This is a genomic window from Romboutsia sp. (assembly GCF_056995035.1).
In genome coordinates this window covers 31,325-46,868 of record NZ_JBXKIW010000041.1, presented here as the reverse complement: position 1 = coordinate 46,868, position 15,544 = coordinate 31,325, and the positions used below count along the sequence as shown (strand labels likewise).

The 15,544-nt window shown below is 27.1% G+C and carries 13 protein-coding genes; 9 read left to right on the top strand and 4 right to left on the bottom strand.

Annotated elements, in window-relative coordinates; translation table 11 throughout:
- Nucleotides 1-247: 247 nt before the first annotated feature.
- From AC11VW_RS04715 to AC11VW_RS04675, 9 genes are all read left to right on the top strand, one after another.
- Entirely contained in the window at nucleotides 248-1,174 is a 927-nt protein-coding gene (locus tag AC11VW_RS04715) for a chemotaxis protein (RefSeq protein ID WP_484300242.1), read from the top strand.
- A gap of 567 nt (nucleotides 1,175-1,741) precedes the next feature.
- Entirely contained in the window at nucleotides 1,742-2,761 is a 1,020-nt protein-coding gene (locus tag AC11VW_RS04710; RefSeq protein ID WP_484300241.1) for a threonine aldolase family protein, read from the top strand.
- Between the two features lie 280 nt (nucleotides 2,762-3,041).
- Nucleotides 3,042-3,956, top strand: a complete 915-nt coding sequence (locus AC11VW_RS04705; RefSeq protein WP_484300240.1) for a DMT family transporter — start codon at nucleotides 3,042-3,044, stop codon at nucleotides 3,954-3,956.
- 154 nt (nucleotides 3,957-4,110) lie between these two features.
- The gene (locus AC11VW_RS04700; protein WP_484300239.1) at nucleotides 4,111-4,341 is read left to right on the top strand and encodes a YgjV family protein; all 231 of its coding nucleotides are present in this window, start codon (nucleotides 4,111-4,113) and stop codon (nucleotides 4,339-4,341) included.
- Nucleotides 4,342-4,696: 355 nt separating this feature from the next.
- On the top strand, nucleotides 4,697-5,833 hold the full coding sequence (locus AC11VW_RS04695; RefSeq protein WP_484300238.1) for a betaine/proline/choline family ABC transporter ATP-binding protein: 1,137 nt from the start codon (nucleotides 4,697-4,699) through the stop codon (nucleotides 5,831-5,833).
- A gap of 25 nt (nucleotides 5,834-5,858) precedes the next feature.
- Nucleotides 5,859-7,343, top strand: coding sequence for an ABC transporter permease/substrate-binding protein (locus AC11VW_RS04690; RefSeq protein WP_484300269.1), 1,485 nt, complete (start codon nucleotides 5,859-5,861; stop codon nucleotides 7,341-7,343).
- Between the two features lie 201 nt (nucleotides 7,344-7,544).
- Entirely contained in the window at nucleotides 7,545-8,993 is a 1,449-nt protein-coding gene (locus tag AC11VW_RS04685; protein WP_484300237.1) for a DEAD/DEAH box helicase, read from the top strand.
- A 181-nt stretch (nucleotides 8,994-9,174) separates the two neighbouring features.
- Nucleotides 9,175-9,828, top strand: a complete 654-nt coding sequence (locus AC11VW_RS04680) for a hypothetical protein (protein ID WP_484300236.1) — start codon at nucleotides 9,175-9,177, stop codon at nucleotides 9,826-9,828.
- 189 nt (nucleotides 9,829-10,017) lie between these two features.
- Entirely contained in the window at nucleotides 10,018-10,614 is a 597-nt protein-coding gene (locus tag AC11VW_RS04675; RefSeq protein WP_484300235.1) for a hypothetical protein, read from the top strand.
- Nucleotides 10,615-10,718: 104 nt separating this feature from the next.
- Here the strand turns inward: AC11VW_RS04675 and AC11VW_RS04670 are convergent, their stop codons facing one another.
- From AC11VW_RS04670 to AC11VW_RS04655, 4 genes are all read right to left on the bottom strand, one after another.
- Nucleotides 10,719-13,034, bottom strand: a complete 2,316-nt coding sequence (locus AC11VW_RS04670; RefSeq protein WP_484300234.1) for a putative bifunctional diguanylate cyclase/phosphodiesterase — start codon at nucleotides 13,032-13,034, stop codon at nucleotides 10,719-10,721.
- A 307-nt stretch (nucleotides 13,035-13,341) separates the two neighbouring features.
- Nucleotides 13,342-13,983, bottom strand: a complete 642-nt coding sequence (locus AC11VW_RS04665) for a hypothetical protein (protein ID WP_484300233.1) — start codon at nucleotides 13,981-13,983, stop codon at nucleotides 13,342-13,344.
- Between the two features lie 44 nt (nucleotides 13,984-14,027).
- Nucleotides 14,028-14,585: a hypothetical protein gene (locus tag AC11VW_RS04660; protein WP_484300232.1), complete on the bottom strand. Its 558-nt coding sequence runs from the start codon at nucleotides 14,583-14,585 to the stop codon at nucleotides 14,028-14,030.
- Nucleotides 14,586-14,825: 240 nt separating this feature from the next.
- On the bottom strand, nucleotides 14,826-15,539 hold the full coding sequence (locus tag AC11VW_RS04655) for a glycosyltransferase (protein WP_484300231.1): 714 nt from the start codon (nucleotides 15,537-15,539) through the stop codon (nucleotides 14,826-14,828).
- Nucleotides 15,540-15,544: the final 5 nt, after the last annotated feature.

The window sequence follows — 15,544 nt, the reverse complement described above, 5'->3', positions numbered from 1 at the left end:
CAATTTGCCTAGCTATTTTTGTTTGTAAACATTAGACCAACGGAAATCCTGTAGGTATTATATGAATTAGTATAGGTTTTGGACATATCTAGTGTACTTACTGAAACAGGAATATTAATATGTCAGTAAATATAAATAAAAAATAACTAATTAAAAAGAATCCTATAGGTTTATCAAGATGGTCCGTATATATAAATAAGTAAGGACATTTTGATATTTATAAAATTTATAGCACAGGAGGACGATTATGGAAATTTCAGAAAGTACAAGTCAGACAAAAATACTTTTAGAATCGGGAACTAATGAACTTGAAATTATGGAATTTACCATTTCAGGTGAATTGTTTGGTATAAATGTAGCAAAAGTTCGTGAGATTATGAGAGCTGAAACGGTAAAAAAAATGCCTAATTCACATGATGTTGTAGAAGGGGTATTTAAGCCGAGAAATGAAATTACTACTGTAATAGATCTAGGAAAATATTTAAATCTTCCTAAATCTGAGAATTCGGGTAATGATATCTTTATTGTTACTCACTTTAACAAGTTAAACGTTGCTTTTCATGTGGAAACAGTCGTTGGTATTGACCGAGTTTCGTGGGAGGCAATAAAGAAACCTGATAGAGTTATTTATGGCGGAGAAGAAGGAGTTGCAACAGGTATTGCAGAATATAAAGATAGGCTTATAACCATTTTAGATTTTGAAAAAATTGTTGCAGAAATCAGTCCTGAATCAAGTATTCAATTTGAATCTATAGAAAAATTGGGTGAACGTAAAATCAATGATAAAACTATTTTAATTGTAGAAGATTCAATGTTACTTTCAAAAATGATTGTTGAGTGTTTACACAAAGCTGGTTATAAAAATACGGTTAAAGTAGACAATGGTCAAGAAGCATGGGATTATTTAGAGGAAGTAAAAGCTTCTCGTGATCCAATTAAAAAGCATGTTTCGTGTATAGTATCAGATATTGAAATGCCGCTAATGGACGGACATCGATTAACAAAACTTGTTAAAGAAGATAGTGTTCTTAAAGAGATTCCACTAATTTTATTCTCTTCTTTAATAAGTGAAGAAATACGTATTAAAGGTAACTCAATTGGGGCAGATGAACAAATAACTAAACCTGAAATAGCCAATCTTGTTAGTATAATTGATAGATTAACAGATAATTAAAACAAAAAAGCCACTCTTTCTAAGAATTAAAGCGTCCCCTTTGTCAAGGGCGTTTAAAAAAAATAACTAGCTAGCAAGATGATTTCTGTATTTAACATGAGTCATCTTGTTTAAATTTCATCTATATTTATAATTATTATAGTAGTCCATGTAACTATCTATTTCTGACTTAACTTCATCAAGAGCATAACCAGATTTAAAATTAACCCTATCTTTAAAATGACCAAAGAAGCCTAATTCTTTTACTTTCTAGTATCCTTAAACCTAACCGTTCTACCATCTTTATAAGAAGTACACCATATATTTTCGGCAAATCCACTCTCTTTGTTTCTAGAATATCTATATTAAATCTACATTCTTCAAATATCTATCTTGGAACTTTACCTGTTTTATTTTGCTTAGCTTTTTTGTTTATGATAAAGCATTTATAATTTGTAGATTTAAATATGATTTTGATAATATCAGAAAAAATTAAAATTTTATAGAAATAAACATAGCAAAAGTGATACCATTAGTTTAAATATAATATTAAAAAGTATAATTATTAGTTAATATGGAGGAAAGTAAATGTATAGCTTAAAAAATGATTATAGTGAAGGAGCTCATCCACAAATACTTGAAGCTTTGTTAAAAACAAATTTAGAACAAAGTGAAGGATACGGAGAAGATAAATACTGTAAAGAAGCTAAAAAATTAATAAAAGAAAAGTTACAAAACGACAATGTGGACATTCATTTTATTCCAGGTGGTACTCAAACAAACTTGACTTCTATATCTGCATTTTTAAGACCACATCAAGCATCTATTGCTGCAAATACTGGTCATATACTTGTTCATGAAACAGGTGCAATAGAAGCCACGGGTCATAAGGTTATTTCTGTAAATGTAGAAGATGGAAAATTAAGAAAAGAGCATGTACTATTTGTTCTTAAGGAACATACTGATGAACATATGGTAAAACCAAAGCTAGTGTATATTTCTAACTCAACAGAAATCGGAACTATATACAAAAAAAGTGAGTTAGAAGAATTAAGTCAAGTATGTAGAGAAAATAACTTATTATTATATATGGATGGTGCTAGACTTGGATCTGCTTTATGTTGTAGAGAAAATGATTTAAACCTTTCTGATTTTGTAAATCTTACAGATGCGTTTTACATAGGTGGAACTAAAAATGGAGCTTTTATGGGAGAAGCACTTGTAATTTGTAATGATAACCTTAAAGAAGATTTTAGATATCATATAAAACAAAGAGGGGCACTACTTGCTAAGGGAAGATTATTAGGAATACAGTTTATGGAGTTATTTAGAGATGACTTATTCTTTGAAATAGGTCAACATGCAAATGATATGGCTGATATTTTAAGAAATGGAATAAGTGAACTAGGGTATAAATATTTGGTAGATTCACCTTCTAATCAAATTTTCCCAATATTGCCTAACATAGTGATTGGAAAATTACAAGAAAAATATTCATTTATTATATGGGGAAGTGAAGATGAAGATAATTCATCTATTAGACTTGTAACTTCTTGGGCGACAAGTAAGGAAGCTGTTTTAGGGTTTATAGAAGATTTAGAAATTTAGTTATTTGATGATATTAGGGAACTATAGAAAATAATAAGCACATTACTTTAAAATATTTAAGTAATGTGCTTATTACTTTAAAATGTTTAAAAAATAAATCATTAATTTATCTTTTTCTAAGATTTGGCGAAAGTTAGCATACATTGTGGGAGAGTGTACTTAAACTATAGTATAATAATATCATAGATGATAAAAATTAAAAAACAAAAAGTGGGAAAAGGTTTATTTAAAATCTATATATAGTATCATAAACCTAATTATAAAAAAGGGGGACAGAAGAATGAAAGAAAAACTTAATAAATACATAATGCTATTAGCAACCATATTTTGGGCGGGTGCATTTATAGCTGGTAAATTTTCAATATCAGAATTTCCAATATTCTCTTTAGTATTTTTCAGATTCTTAATAGCAACAATAATAGTATTTACAATAATGATTAAAGTAGAAGAAAATTGGAAAATAACTAAAAAAGATTTAAAAATGTTTTTAACACTAGGTATTGTAGGGATGGTAGGTTATCATGTGTTTTTCTTTTTAGCACTTAAATATACAACAGCTACAAATGCATCATTAATAGGTGCAACAAACCCTATAGTAACTACAGTACTAGCATGTATATTTTTAAGAGAAAAGATAACATACAAAAGTATAATTGGTATAATGATATCATTATTTGGAGTCATGCTTATCACTACTAGTGGAAACGTTAATATATTACTTGATTTTAAATTTAATGTAGGTGATATACTAATGATCATAGCAGTTGTGTGTTGGGCAACATATGGTATAATATCAAAAAAAGCTTTGGAAATATACTCACCTATAAAAATAACTAGTTATGCATTTTTAACTTGTGTAATAATTTTGTTACCTTTAGTCATAATGGAAAAGCCATGGGTATACCTTCCTAATACAAGTATTAATGGTTGGATAGCTGTAATTTATATGGCAATTTTCCCATCTGTATGTGGATATTTAATTCAACAAATATCTATAAAAAAAATTGGTCCAACTAAAACATCTTTGTATATAAATTTAGTGCCTGTATTTTCTATGATATTAGCATTTTTTATATTAGGTGAATCAATATCTTTTATAAAAATATTAGCAGGATTACTTATAATCATTGGTATATGTATAAATATAATGAATAAAGATGTAAAAAATAAAGAAGAAGCAAAAACTGATAACTAAAACATACTTTAACCTAAAACCTTTAGCATAAGGTATTAGTATCTTTTATGTATTATTAGAAAAACCTTTGAACTATTTATAAAAAAATATCATAAAGTACTCAAAATATCAAATACTAAACATAACAAAATATAAAAAAAGGAGAAATTGTATTATGTTTGGTATCGAACCTATTGAATGGATAGGATATGCGGCATCTATTGTTATTGCAATATCACTAACTATGACAGCTATTGTACCACTTAGAATAATCAATTCTATAGGATGTTTATTATTTGTTGTATATGGGTTATATTTGAAAGCTTATCCAGTGGCTTTAGCTAATGCTGTAATTGTTTTAATTAATATATATAATTTATATAAACTTCGAAGTAGCAATAAATAGAAATATACTATTAATTTTGATGTTAAACTTGGAAGCGATAAATATAAGGTATACTAATATTCCAATACAAAAAAGCACCTAACTATGCATCAAAAAATGAATATGCGAAGCTTTTAGATGGATAGTATAATTGGTATTACTTATATAGATTAATGACTAGAGAGAGCCTATCTAAAAAGATAAAATAATAAAAGAAAAAACATCAATAGCATCGTAATTTACGATGCTATTATTTTATGCAAAATGAAGAAGAAATGAATTGAATTTTGCATTTTTCTGAATATATGTTATAATGAGTTGTAGCAACTTCAGATATTAAAGTTAAGTTGTTCGAAAATTAAGGGGATGATTATACATGATAGAAATAAAAAATGTAACAAAACAAATCGGAAATAAGGTAATACTAGATGATATAACCTTACAAATAGAAAAAGGTACATTAGTAGTTTTAATAGGACCCAGTGGATGTGGAAAAACAACCACACTTAAGCTTATCAATAAGCTAATAAAACCCACTTCCGGAGAGATTTATATAGATAACAAGCCTATATCAAAAGAAAACACCATTGAACTTAGAAGAAAAATCGGATATGTTATCCAAAACACAGGTCTATTCCCACATTTAACGATAAAAGAAAATATCGAATTAATTCCAAGATTAAAAAAAGAAAAATCAGTAGAAGAAATAGAAAAAGCAACGCTAGAGCTTTTACAAATGGTAGGTCTAGAATACGAAGATTATATAGACAAATACCCATCAGAACTTAGTGGAGGCCAACAACAAAGAATCGGTGTTGCAAGAGCTATAGCCACAGGTGCAGAAATAATATTAATGGATGAACCATTTAGTGCACTAGATCCGATCACTCGAACTTCTCTTCAAGAACAATTATTCACACTTCAAGATGAGCTAAAGAAAACAATAATATTTGTAACTCATGATATGGATGAAGCTTTAAAAATAGCTGATAAGATTTGTATTATGAACAATGGCGAAATAGCTCAATATGATACTCCTGAAAATATTTTAAGAAATCCAGCAAATGAATTCGTCCAAAATTTTATAGGTTTAGATAGGGTTTGGAATAATCCCGAATATATAAAAGCAAAAGATATTATGATAAAGGACCCAGTTTCTGCTAAACAATCAAGAACAATAATCCAAGGAATTGAAATAATGAGATCTAGCAAAGTAGATAGTTTATTAGTCATAGATAAAGAAAATAAATTAGAAGGAATTGTTACCGTAAAAGATATGAAGTCAAATATTAATAAAGGTACATCAATAGGAAAAATAATGTCAACAGAAGTATTATTTGTAAATGAAGAGGATAATTTAGTAGAGATACTAAGTGTTATGAATGAACATTCAGTAGGATATATACCAGTAGTATCAAATAATAATAAATTAGCAGGACTAATTACAAGAAGTAGCTTAATTTCAGTTTTAAGTGAGCAATTCTTAGAAATGGAGGTGAGTGTTCTTGGATAAAATAATACAATTATCAATACAACATATGAGTCTTACAATAACAGCAATATCAATAGCTATCCTAGTAGGAGTACCACTAGGAATAATTATATCTAGAGTAGAGTCATTTAGAAAAATAATATTAGGCTTTGTAAATTTAGTGCAAGCAGTACCATCAATGGCTCTACTTGGATTGCTTGTACCAATACTTGGAATAGGAAGTAGACCAGCAATATTTATGGTTGTTGTTTATTCATTACTACCAATAGTAAAAAACACATATATAGGAATTTCAACCATTGACCCAGTTATACTAGAATCATCAAAAGGAATTGGTCTTACTAAAAATCAAACCTTATTTAAAATACAATTACCACTAGCTTTACCGATGATAATGGGTGGAGTTAGGATATCAGCAGTTACAGCTGTTGGACTTATGACACTAGCTGCATTTATTGGAGCTGGAGGCTTAGGATATTTAGTATTTTCAGGAGTACAAACAGTTAATAATACTATGATATTACAAGGTGCAATACCAGCATGTATACTTGCATTAGCAGTAGATTATATATTTAGTAAAATTGAATTAGCAGTTACACCAAAAGGATTAGATCCTAAAGCTGTTAAAAAGAATTCTACAGGACTTAAAGTAATGGGAGCAATAGTTATAGTTGCACTATTATTTACAACTTTAAAACCAATGTTTACAAACAAAAAAGATACAATAACTATAGGTTCTAAAAACTTTACAGAACAACTTATACTTGGAAATATGTATGCAGAATTAGTAGAAGAACATACCGATTTAGAGGTAGATAAAAGATTAAACTTAGGTGGTACAACAGTTGCATTTAATGCAATTAAAACTAACGAATTAGATATGTATGTTGATTATACAGGAACTCTTTTAGTAAACATAATGGATGAGAAGCCAATGAAAGATGCAAAAAAAGTTTATGATTATACAAAAGAAAATATGAAAAATAAATATAATTTATCAGTGCTAGACCAAATAGGATTTAATAATACTTATACCTTAGCAATGATGCCAGATATAGCTGAAAAATATAACATAAACACTATATCAGATTTACAAAAACATACAGATGAATTAGTTTTATCTCCAACTCTAGAATTTGAAAATAGAGAAGATGGGCTAATAGGATTAAATAGACATTACAATATGAAATTTAAAAACGTTAAGGCAATGGATGGAGCTATTAGATACACTGCATTAGACAACAATGAATCTCAAGTTGTAGATGCATTTGCAACAGATGGGCTTATCAAAAAATTTGATCTTAAAGTGTTAGAAGATGATAAAAACTTTTTTGTTCCTTACTATGCAGTACCTTTAGTAAATAATGAAACTTTAAATAAGTATCCTGAGTTAAAAGGTGTATTTAATATGTTATCAGGAAAAATTGATGAAGATATTATGCTAGACCTTAATTATCAAGTAGATGAACTGGGTAAATCCCCAGAAGAAGTTGCACATAAATTCTTAGTAGACTTAAAGCTTATAAAATAATAAAGCTAGGCAATTTGCCTAGCTATTTTAAATTATAATGCAAACTACTAAATGGAGCAACAAAGCGGGTTTATAGATTGTTGTAAACACGAGCTAAAAGAAATTTTTTATAAAGGTAAACTTATAGTAGTAGTAAAACTAGTATTGCCTACTGTGGTATAATAGATAATACTATAATGAAGCAAAGAAAGAGATGACTAAATGACAAAAGTAAATTTTAAGGATTACAAATTAAACAGCGAGATATTAAAAGCAATTGATATATTAAACTTTAAAAGCCCAACGAATGTACAAGAACAAGTTATACCAGTTGCACTAGAGAACAAGGATATACTTGTTAAATCGCAAACTGGAAGTGGTAAAACAGCAGCCTTTGCAATTCCTGTATGTGAATTAGTTGATTGGGATGAAAATAAGCCACAAGCTCTAATACTTGCACCAACTAGAGAACTTGCAATTCAAGTTAAAGAAGATGTATTTAATATAGGAAGATTTAAAAGAATAAAAGTGTCTGCACTTTATGGTAAATCATCTTTTGCTCAGCAGGAAAAAGAGCTTAAGCAAAAAACTCATGTAGCAGTTGGAACTCCAGGTAGAGTAATTGATCATATTAAGCAAGGTACGCTTATAACAGAGAACATTAAATATCTTGTAATAGATGAAGCTGATGAAATGCTTAACATGGGATTTATAGAACAGATAGAAGAAATTATAAGTAGTTTACCAAAAGAACGTGTGACAATGTTATTTTCAGCTACTATGCCAGAAGATATAGACATGTTATCTAAAAAATACATGAACAATCCTCATAAAATAGAAATTCAAGCAAAAACTTTAACAGTAGATAAAATACAACAAGATGGGTATAAGGTAGAAGAAACTGGTAAATTAAACTTATTGAAAGATATAACAATAATAGAAAATCCAGATAGCTGTGTAATATTTTGTAACACTCAAGAGAAGGTAGATAATGTTTGCAGTGAACTAAATAAATCTAAATACCCATGTGATAAAATTCATGGAGGTATGGAACAAGATGATAGAATAAAGGTAATGTCTAACTTTAAAAAAGGATACTTTAGATATTTAATAGCTACAGATGTAGCGGCTAGAGGAATAGATATAGATAACATAACTCATGTAATTAACTACGATGTGCCAAAAGGAAAAGAAAACTATGTTCATAGAATAGGCAGAACTGGCCGTGGTGGTAAGAGTGGTAGAGCCATTACTTTTGTAACACGTAGGGATGATAGTCGTTTAGAAGATATACATGAATATATAGGTAAAGAACTTACTTTAAAAAGAAATCCAAGCAAAAGATTAGTAGATGATTTAAGGGAAGCTTTTGAAGCTAAACTAAGAGTTAAGCCAGAAGTTAAGCAGGACAAAGGTTCTAAGCTTAGTGAAGAGATTATTAAACTTCACATAAATGCAGGAAAGAAAACAAAGATGAGACCTGTTGATATAGTTGGAACTCTTTGTAGTATTGATGGTATTACTGCAGATGATATAGGTGTTATTAATGTACTTGATGTATCTACTTTTGTAGAAGTATTAAACAATAAAGGTGAAATGGTACTTAAGGAACTACAAACAAAGAATATAAAGGGGAGACCTCGTAAAGTTACAAAGTCAGATGTTCAATAAAGTAATAACATTACAAAATATAACACACATAAAGTAACTAAATCTAAAATGTAATTAATGCATACAAATAAGAAGATAAGTTTATAATAAATTCTATATAAGTAACTACAAGAGAATAAAAGTTATTAGCTTTTATTCTCTTACTCTGTTATAATTAAATAGCTTTAATTTAAAGAAAGAGGTGTTTATCATAATCAATTATAAAACAACAGAAAATAAGTATGAAACTCAAGGTTCAGTTACCCTTATAACAATACTTAAAAAAAATAATACTGAACTTATTGCTAAAATAGATACGGAAGATTTAGAAAAAGTTCAAGCAATGGGAACTTGGTTTGCTGAATGGAACAAAGATTTCAATAGTTACTTAGTTCAAAATTTAACTGTAACTAAAGTAGACAAAAAACTGAAAAGTGAAAAGAGAAATATTCAATCGGTAATATTAGATACTGCATCTGGTGCACCAATCAAACATATCAATGGAGACACATTAGATAATAGAAAATGTAACTTAGATATAGTTGATAGAAAAGCTAAAAATGAATATGAAGTTATAGATGATGAAACTATAGCAGTAATATTAAATGATAGATATGGTAAAGCTCAAGCAAAAGCTTTAGTATCATTTAAAGACTTAGACAGAGTAATAAATAAGAGATATACATGGATTTACCACAAGGGTTATAAGCAACCTCAAGTAATAGCTCATACTCCTGCTGGAAAAGTTCATTTAGAAGACGTTATCATGAAGCCAGGTGAAAATATGAGAGTACATCATATAAACCTAAACCCATTAGATAACAGAAGAAATAATTTAGAAAATAAACAAAAATAAATTTAATAAATAAAATAGCAAAAGCATCGTAATATACGGTGCTTTTATTTTACCAAAAATGAAATTAATGAAGTATATTTTGAATATCCTTTTTACCAAAAACTATATAAATAAATGACAAATAAGTATATAATTAGAGTATAATAAGGAAATTGTTTATATGAAGGTAATATTTTAAGGAGGGTACATATGAAATTCAAATTTAGTATATTAGTAATGACACTTAGTTTAATGTTAGTGGGATGTTCAAGTAAATCTATAGAAAATGATAATCTACAGAATAATTCATCTAAAAATAATGAGGTTCAAGAAAGTATAGATTCAGATAAGAAGGAAATAGATAAAGATAATAAAGTAGATGAAAGTAATAATTTAAAAGAAGAAAAAATTATAGAACTTAAGATTTATACAGTAGATGAGGATGACACTGAAAAAATAGTAGAATTAAAAAATATCAACATAAAAGAAGATAGCACTTTAGAGCAAAAGTTAAATGAATTATGTCTAATTTTACAAAAAGAATATTTCAAAGAGGAAGAAGCAACAATAGTATTAGAATCAATTGATTCTAATGGGATAGCTACTATAAACTTAGTAAACCAAGACGCTTGGAGACCACATTTCCAAGGCTCAACAGGAGGAATTGTATCTCAATCAACTATTATAGAAACTTTGCTTCAAAGAGGATATGAAGGCGAATGGATAAAAGGAATAAATGTACTAATAGATGGTGAAAGCCAAGAAGTTTTTGACCATGCATCATTTAATGATATTTTTTATAGATAATATAAATGAAATAGTTAATTTAGACTTAGGTTAACTATTTTTAATGACATAACTTAACCTACAAGTAAAATAAAGCTTCCGAAACTAAAATAGGAAGCTTTATTTTATATAAAGTATTTTTTTTCTAATTCGTCGACCGATATGGGTTTTTCATAATAGTATCCTTGGACAGTATTACATTTTAGATTTCTTAGCGTAGAGAGTTGACTTTCACTTTCTACTCCTTCAGCCACTATATTTAAGTCTAATCCTTTACCCATACTTATTATAGCATTAGCTATCTCATAATCTTCTTTAGTTTTATCTATTCCCTTAATTAGAGACATATCAATTTTCAAAGTATCTACAATGAAACTTTTTATATATTTAAAAGAAGAATATCCACTACCAAAGTCATCTATAGATATCTTTAGTCCTAAATCTCTTAGTTTTTTTATCTTTTTTATATTTTCTTCACTATTATTCATAGCACTTTCTTCAGTTAACTCTAAATTTATAATTGAAGGATCTATATTTGTTTGTTGTAAATTTAGAATTATCGTATCTAAAAAGTTTTCATTTGAAAGTTGTATAGGAGATATATTTATACCAATTTCTAAATCTAAATTGTATAAGTTATTCCATTTTTTCATTTGTAAGAATGCAGATTCTATTACCCAATTGCCTATATCAATAATCAAGCCAGTTTCTTCTGCTAAAGGTATAAATTCTGCAGGAGATACAAATCCCAATTCATCATTTATCCATCTTATAAGAGCTTCAACACCTACTATTTTATTATTTTCTATATTAAATTGAGGCTGATAATAAAGAACAAATTCTTTATTTTCTATTGCCTTTTTCATAAGCTCTTCCATCTTAAACCTGTTATAAACATTATCAGTTTCTTTGTATAATACAAATCTACTAGAGGTATTTTTCTTTGAAGTATACATAGCCATATCAGCTTTCTTCATAAGAGTTAATTTATCTTGTCCATCAGTTGGGTAAATTACACCTCCTATACTAAGATCAACTTTAAAAATGTGTTTTTTTACACAGATGGTTTCATTGAACCCATCCATTATTTTATTGGCTAATGAATTTAAGTCTTCTTCATTATTTACGTCTGTAGAAATTATTATAAATTCATCTCCACCTTGTCTTGTTACTATATTTTGTTCATTAGAATGTTTTTTTAATTCAGTAGCAATATTAATTAAAAGTAAATCTCCTACATCATGTCCATGTAAGTCATTTATGTTTTTAAATTTATTCAAATCTATAAATAGTAATCCAAACTTACTATTATTTTTAGAAGAAATTTCTATTACTTCATCTAACTTATTTAAAAGATATCGTCTATTATAAAGGTTTGTTAGAGTATCTTTATTAGATAAATAGTTTAATTGTTCATTTTTCAGAGTAAGTTCTTCAGTTCTTTTTAAAACCAAACTTTCAAGTTGGTCATTTATAAGTTTATATTTATTTACTAACGACCTGTTTTCATTTAATACTTTTATTTCTCTTATTATTATAATAGATATAAAAACACCTATTATAGTTTGATAGTTATTGTTAACATCTATTTTAAATAAAAGAATTATAGGTATTATAGATAAATAAAATATTAAATCGTTATTTTTACATTCATTATTATATTCTAATTTATTATCAATAATATATACATAATATACTGATGATAGTGCCATTAACAATAAAGCTATTATCCAAAATGAGTCTACAACTGTGTTTGAAGTATAGGTATTATATAATATATTATGTATATACACCAAATCGGCCAAAGTATAAAGTATTACTCCTAAAAAATTTATAATCAAAGCCTTACTTGTAGGTCTAAAGTTGTCAGTCCATATATATATAATACTTAAATTAATTAGAGAGATAAAATCAAGTATAACGGATAAAATCAAATAAGCTTGATTAATAGATGATAGAATTTTAAAAGCATTTGCTATAGGCTTAATAGATGTAAGAGCAAGTATTATATAAATAGTAAAGATTATAACAATATCCAAAAGTACTTTGTCTTTTAGCATTTTTTTAAAAATATTATGTTGCTTTATTAAAATTAAAGTTCCTAAAAAGAAGAAAAAGTTAGATGATAAATAAAATATAGAAGCTGATTTTTCAATAAAAAATATCTCTCCTAAAAATATTTCTTTTATAAACCAAATAATTTCACCAATTGTAAAACTTATTGAGGTTAATAGCATTAATAACCCATAAGATTTTAATCTGTTGGATTTACTAAATGATATATATATCAATAGTACAGAAGTAATACATCCACTTATACCCATAATATTAACTAGAATTTTATAATATATATTTGTAGAAGTATACATTAAAGAAATTACAAAAATTATTGAAAATAATATAATTCCGATACAAAGTCTGTTTAAACGTTTTTTGTTCATATTTTTCTCCGATTTTCTACATATTTTACCATATATAATTATACAACTTATTTTTATATTTTTAAACACTTTAGATAGACTATTAAAAAATACTAACGAATTTATTTAGAATTATTACTTCTTAGCAAATTGATTTCAATTGAAGATTATATCACTGAATATGTAGAATATCATTAACCTTAAAGACTTAAAAATACAGATGTAGTTTTAAAAAGAGCAAAAGTAATAGTCAGTTTAGTAAAAAATAAAGAAGGTTGTATTTTTACAACCACCTTTATTTTATATGGTTATACTATCAAAACTAACTCTATGTTGGTTCACTAGTATATTTTATTCTAACTTCAGGTACGACAGTAAAAATATAAGTTCCAGGACCATTAGAATCTCCAACAGGATTATCTAAGATAAATTGTAAGTCAGTATATCCTGTATAGTTAATGGACTCATAAGTACCATTTTTTAAGTCTATATCTATATCAAACTCTTCCGGAAGAGGAAGAATAGAATTAGTTGAAAAATAGTCTACAACTTGATCTAATCCTGAGAAATCATCAAGGATACGAAATGCTTGATTAAATTTAGGGGTATACACTACAACTTGAAATGGACCACCAGCTAGAACTCTGCATGCAGTTAATGAAGCAAAAGCAGGTACTCCTTTAGGTATATTTTCACAAGGATAAATTGTTATAGGTTTAAGTATCGTAGTTGGAATAACACTTACAAGTGCTGGAACAATATCATTACTAATTACGATTATCTCTTTTGCAATTGATTCGAAATCTAAAGGGTCAAGTGGATTTCCTATACCTTTATGAAGGAAATTTTCTCTTCTTACACTTAAATAAATAGGTGGTAATATCTCATACTTATTACAAATAAGACTATCTTCAATTCTAAATGCTGGAGCCATATTATTTAATGAATATGGCAATTTATTGTTATTCATAATTACATCTCCTTTTAAATATATCTTTTAAAATACATTATAAATTAGCCAACTAAAATAGGATCGATTCTAAAAGTACCAGTGATGGAGAAAGAATACTCACTATCACTTATATTTACTTCTGTAACTTGTAAATTAGTAACAGTAACTTTAATTTGTGGAACCGATTTATTTGAATCATCTAATATAACTAGTGGTTCATTTGATACAACTTCACAAGCGCCACCAGTAGTAATGTAGTTAAGTTGTAGTGCAGGTTTATTAATTATTACATCCTTGTTAGTATCTAATACATCTACTCCTACAGCGAAACCTATTATACCTGAAATAAATAATTCATTCAAAGTAACATAGTCAACTAAAATATCTTTACTAGAATCATCAGGAAAGCATGGATTACTAACTGAAATTGGATTCTCAGGACGATACTCCTCTTCACCAATGTGAGTAGAAAGTTTTGATGTATTAACAGCTATAGCCACAGGTATCTTTTCTAATTCTCTATTTTTTATATAATCTTGTATATCTTTTCTAACGTTTATAGTATTTCCAAGTACAAGATAACTTGCAAAATCAATTTCTAAATAACCATTACAATTCATTTATATTCCTCCAATGTATATAATTGTATAGAAGACTTAAATCTTCTAATATATTATATTGAAAAAAGTGCAAAAGGTTACTCAATTAAAAAATAATATTGAGTATAAATAAGTCATATTTAGAATTATTTTTTTAGTAAATGTTGAAAAAAATGAAAATCTAGAATACAAAAAAACTAGATATTAGTCACCTTTTCAAGTGTTCAATATCTAGGTTATAGTTTAGATTATGGATTATGGTTATTTTTTATTTACTAAACAAAAACACTCATCAAAAGAAATATTAGATTTTATTTCTTTTGATATTTTCATTAGAAAAGATAAATCACTTTTAAAAGTATGTTCATCAATATTTGAGTGTTTAAAAACTATATGATTATATTTAGAAGTAGAATATATTTTATAACCCTTTTTAATACAAGCATTATTAAAGAATCTATCTTCTGAGCATGTAACATCTCTAAACTTTATAGTATTAGAAACATATTTTTTAAAACATAAAGTAGAGCCTAGCACACTATCAACATAATCATTTTCAACTCCCTTATTTCTTACCATTAGCTTATTAAATTTTTCAAAGTAAGTAAATGTCTTACTTTTACCGACAATATCACAATTAGTAGATAAAAAAGTATTATAAGCTTCACTAAGATAATAAGGACCATAATAATCGTCATCATCAAATTTAGCTATAAAACTATAAAGACATTTACTTATTGCAAAATTCAAGCACATCCCAAGTGATACTTCTTCAGAAAATTTATATACATAAATATTAGAATAATAATCTGTATAAATATTGAATTTACTAATATCAATAGAGTTGTTATTTATAACAATTACTAGCTCCTTATTTTCTATATCCTGTCTTAAAAAATTATTTATTAAATTATCAACACAATTTATTCTTTTGGTTATAGTTATTACTGAAAAACCAGATTCGCTATATTTCATGAATT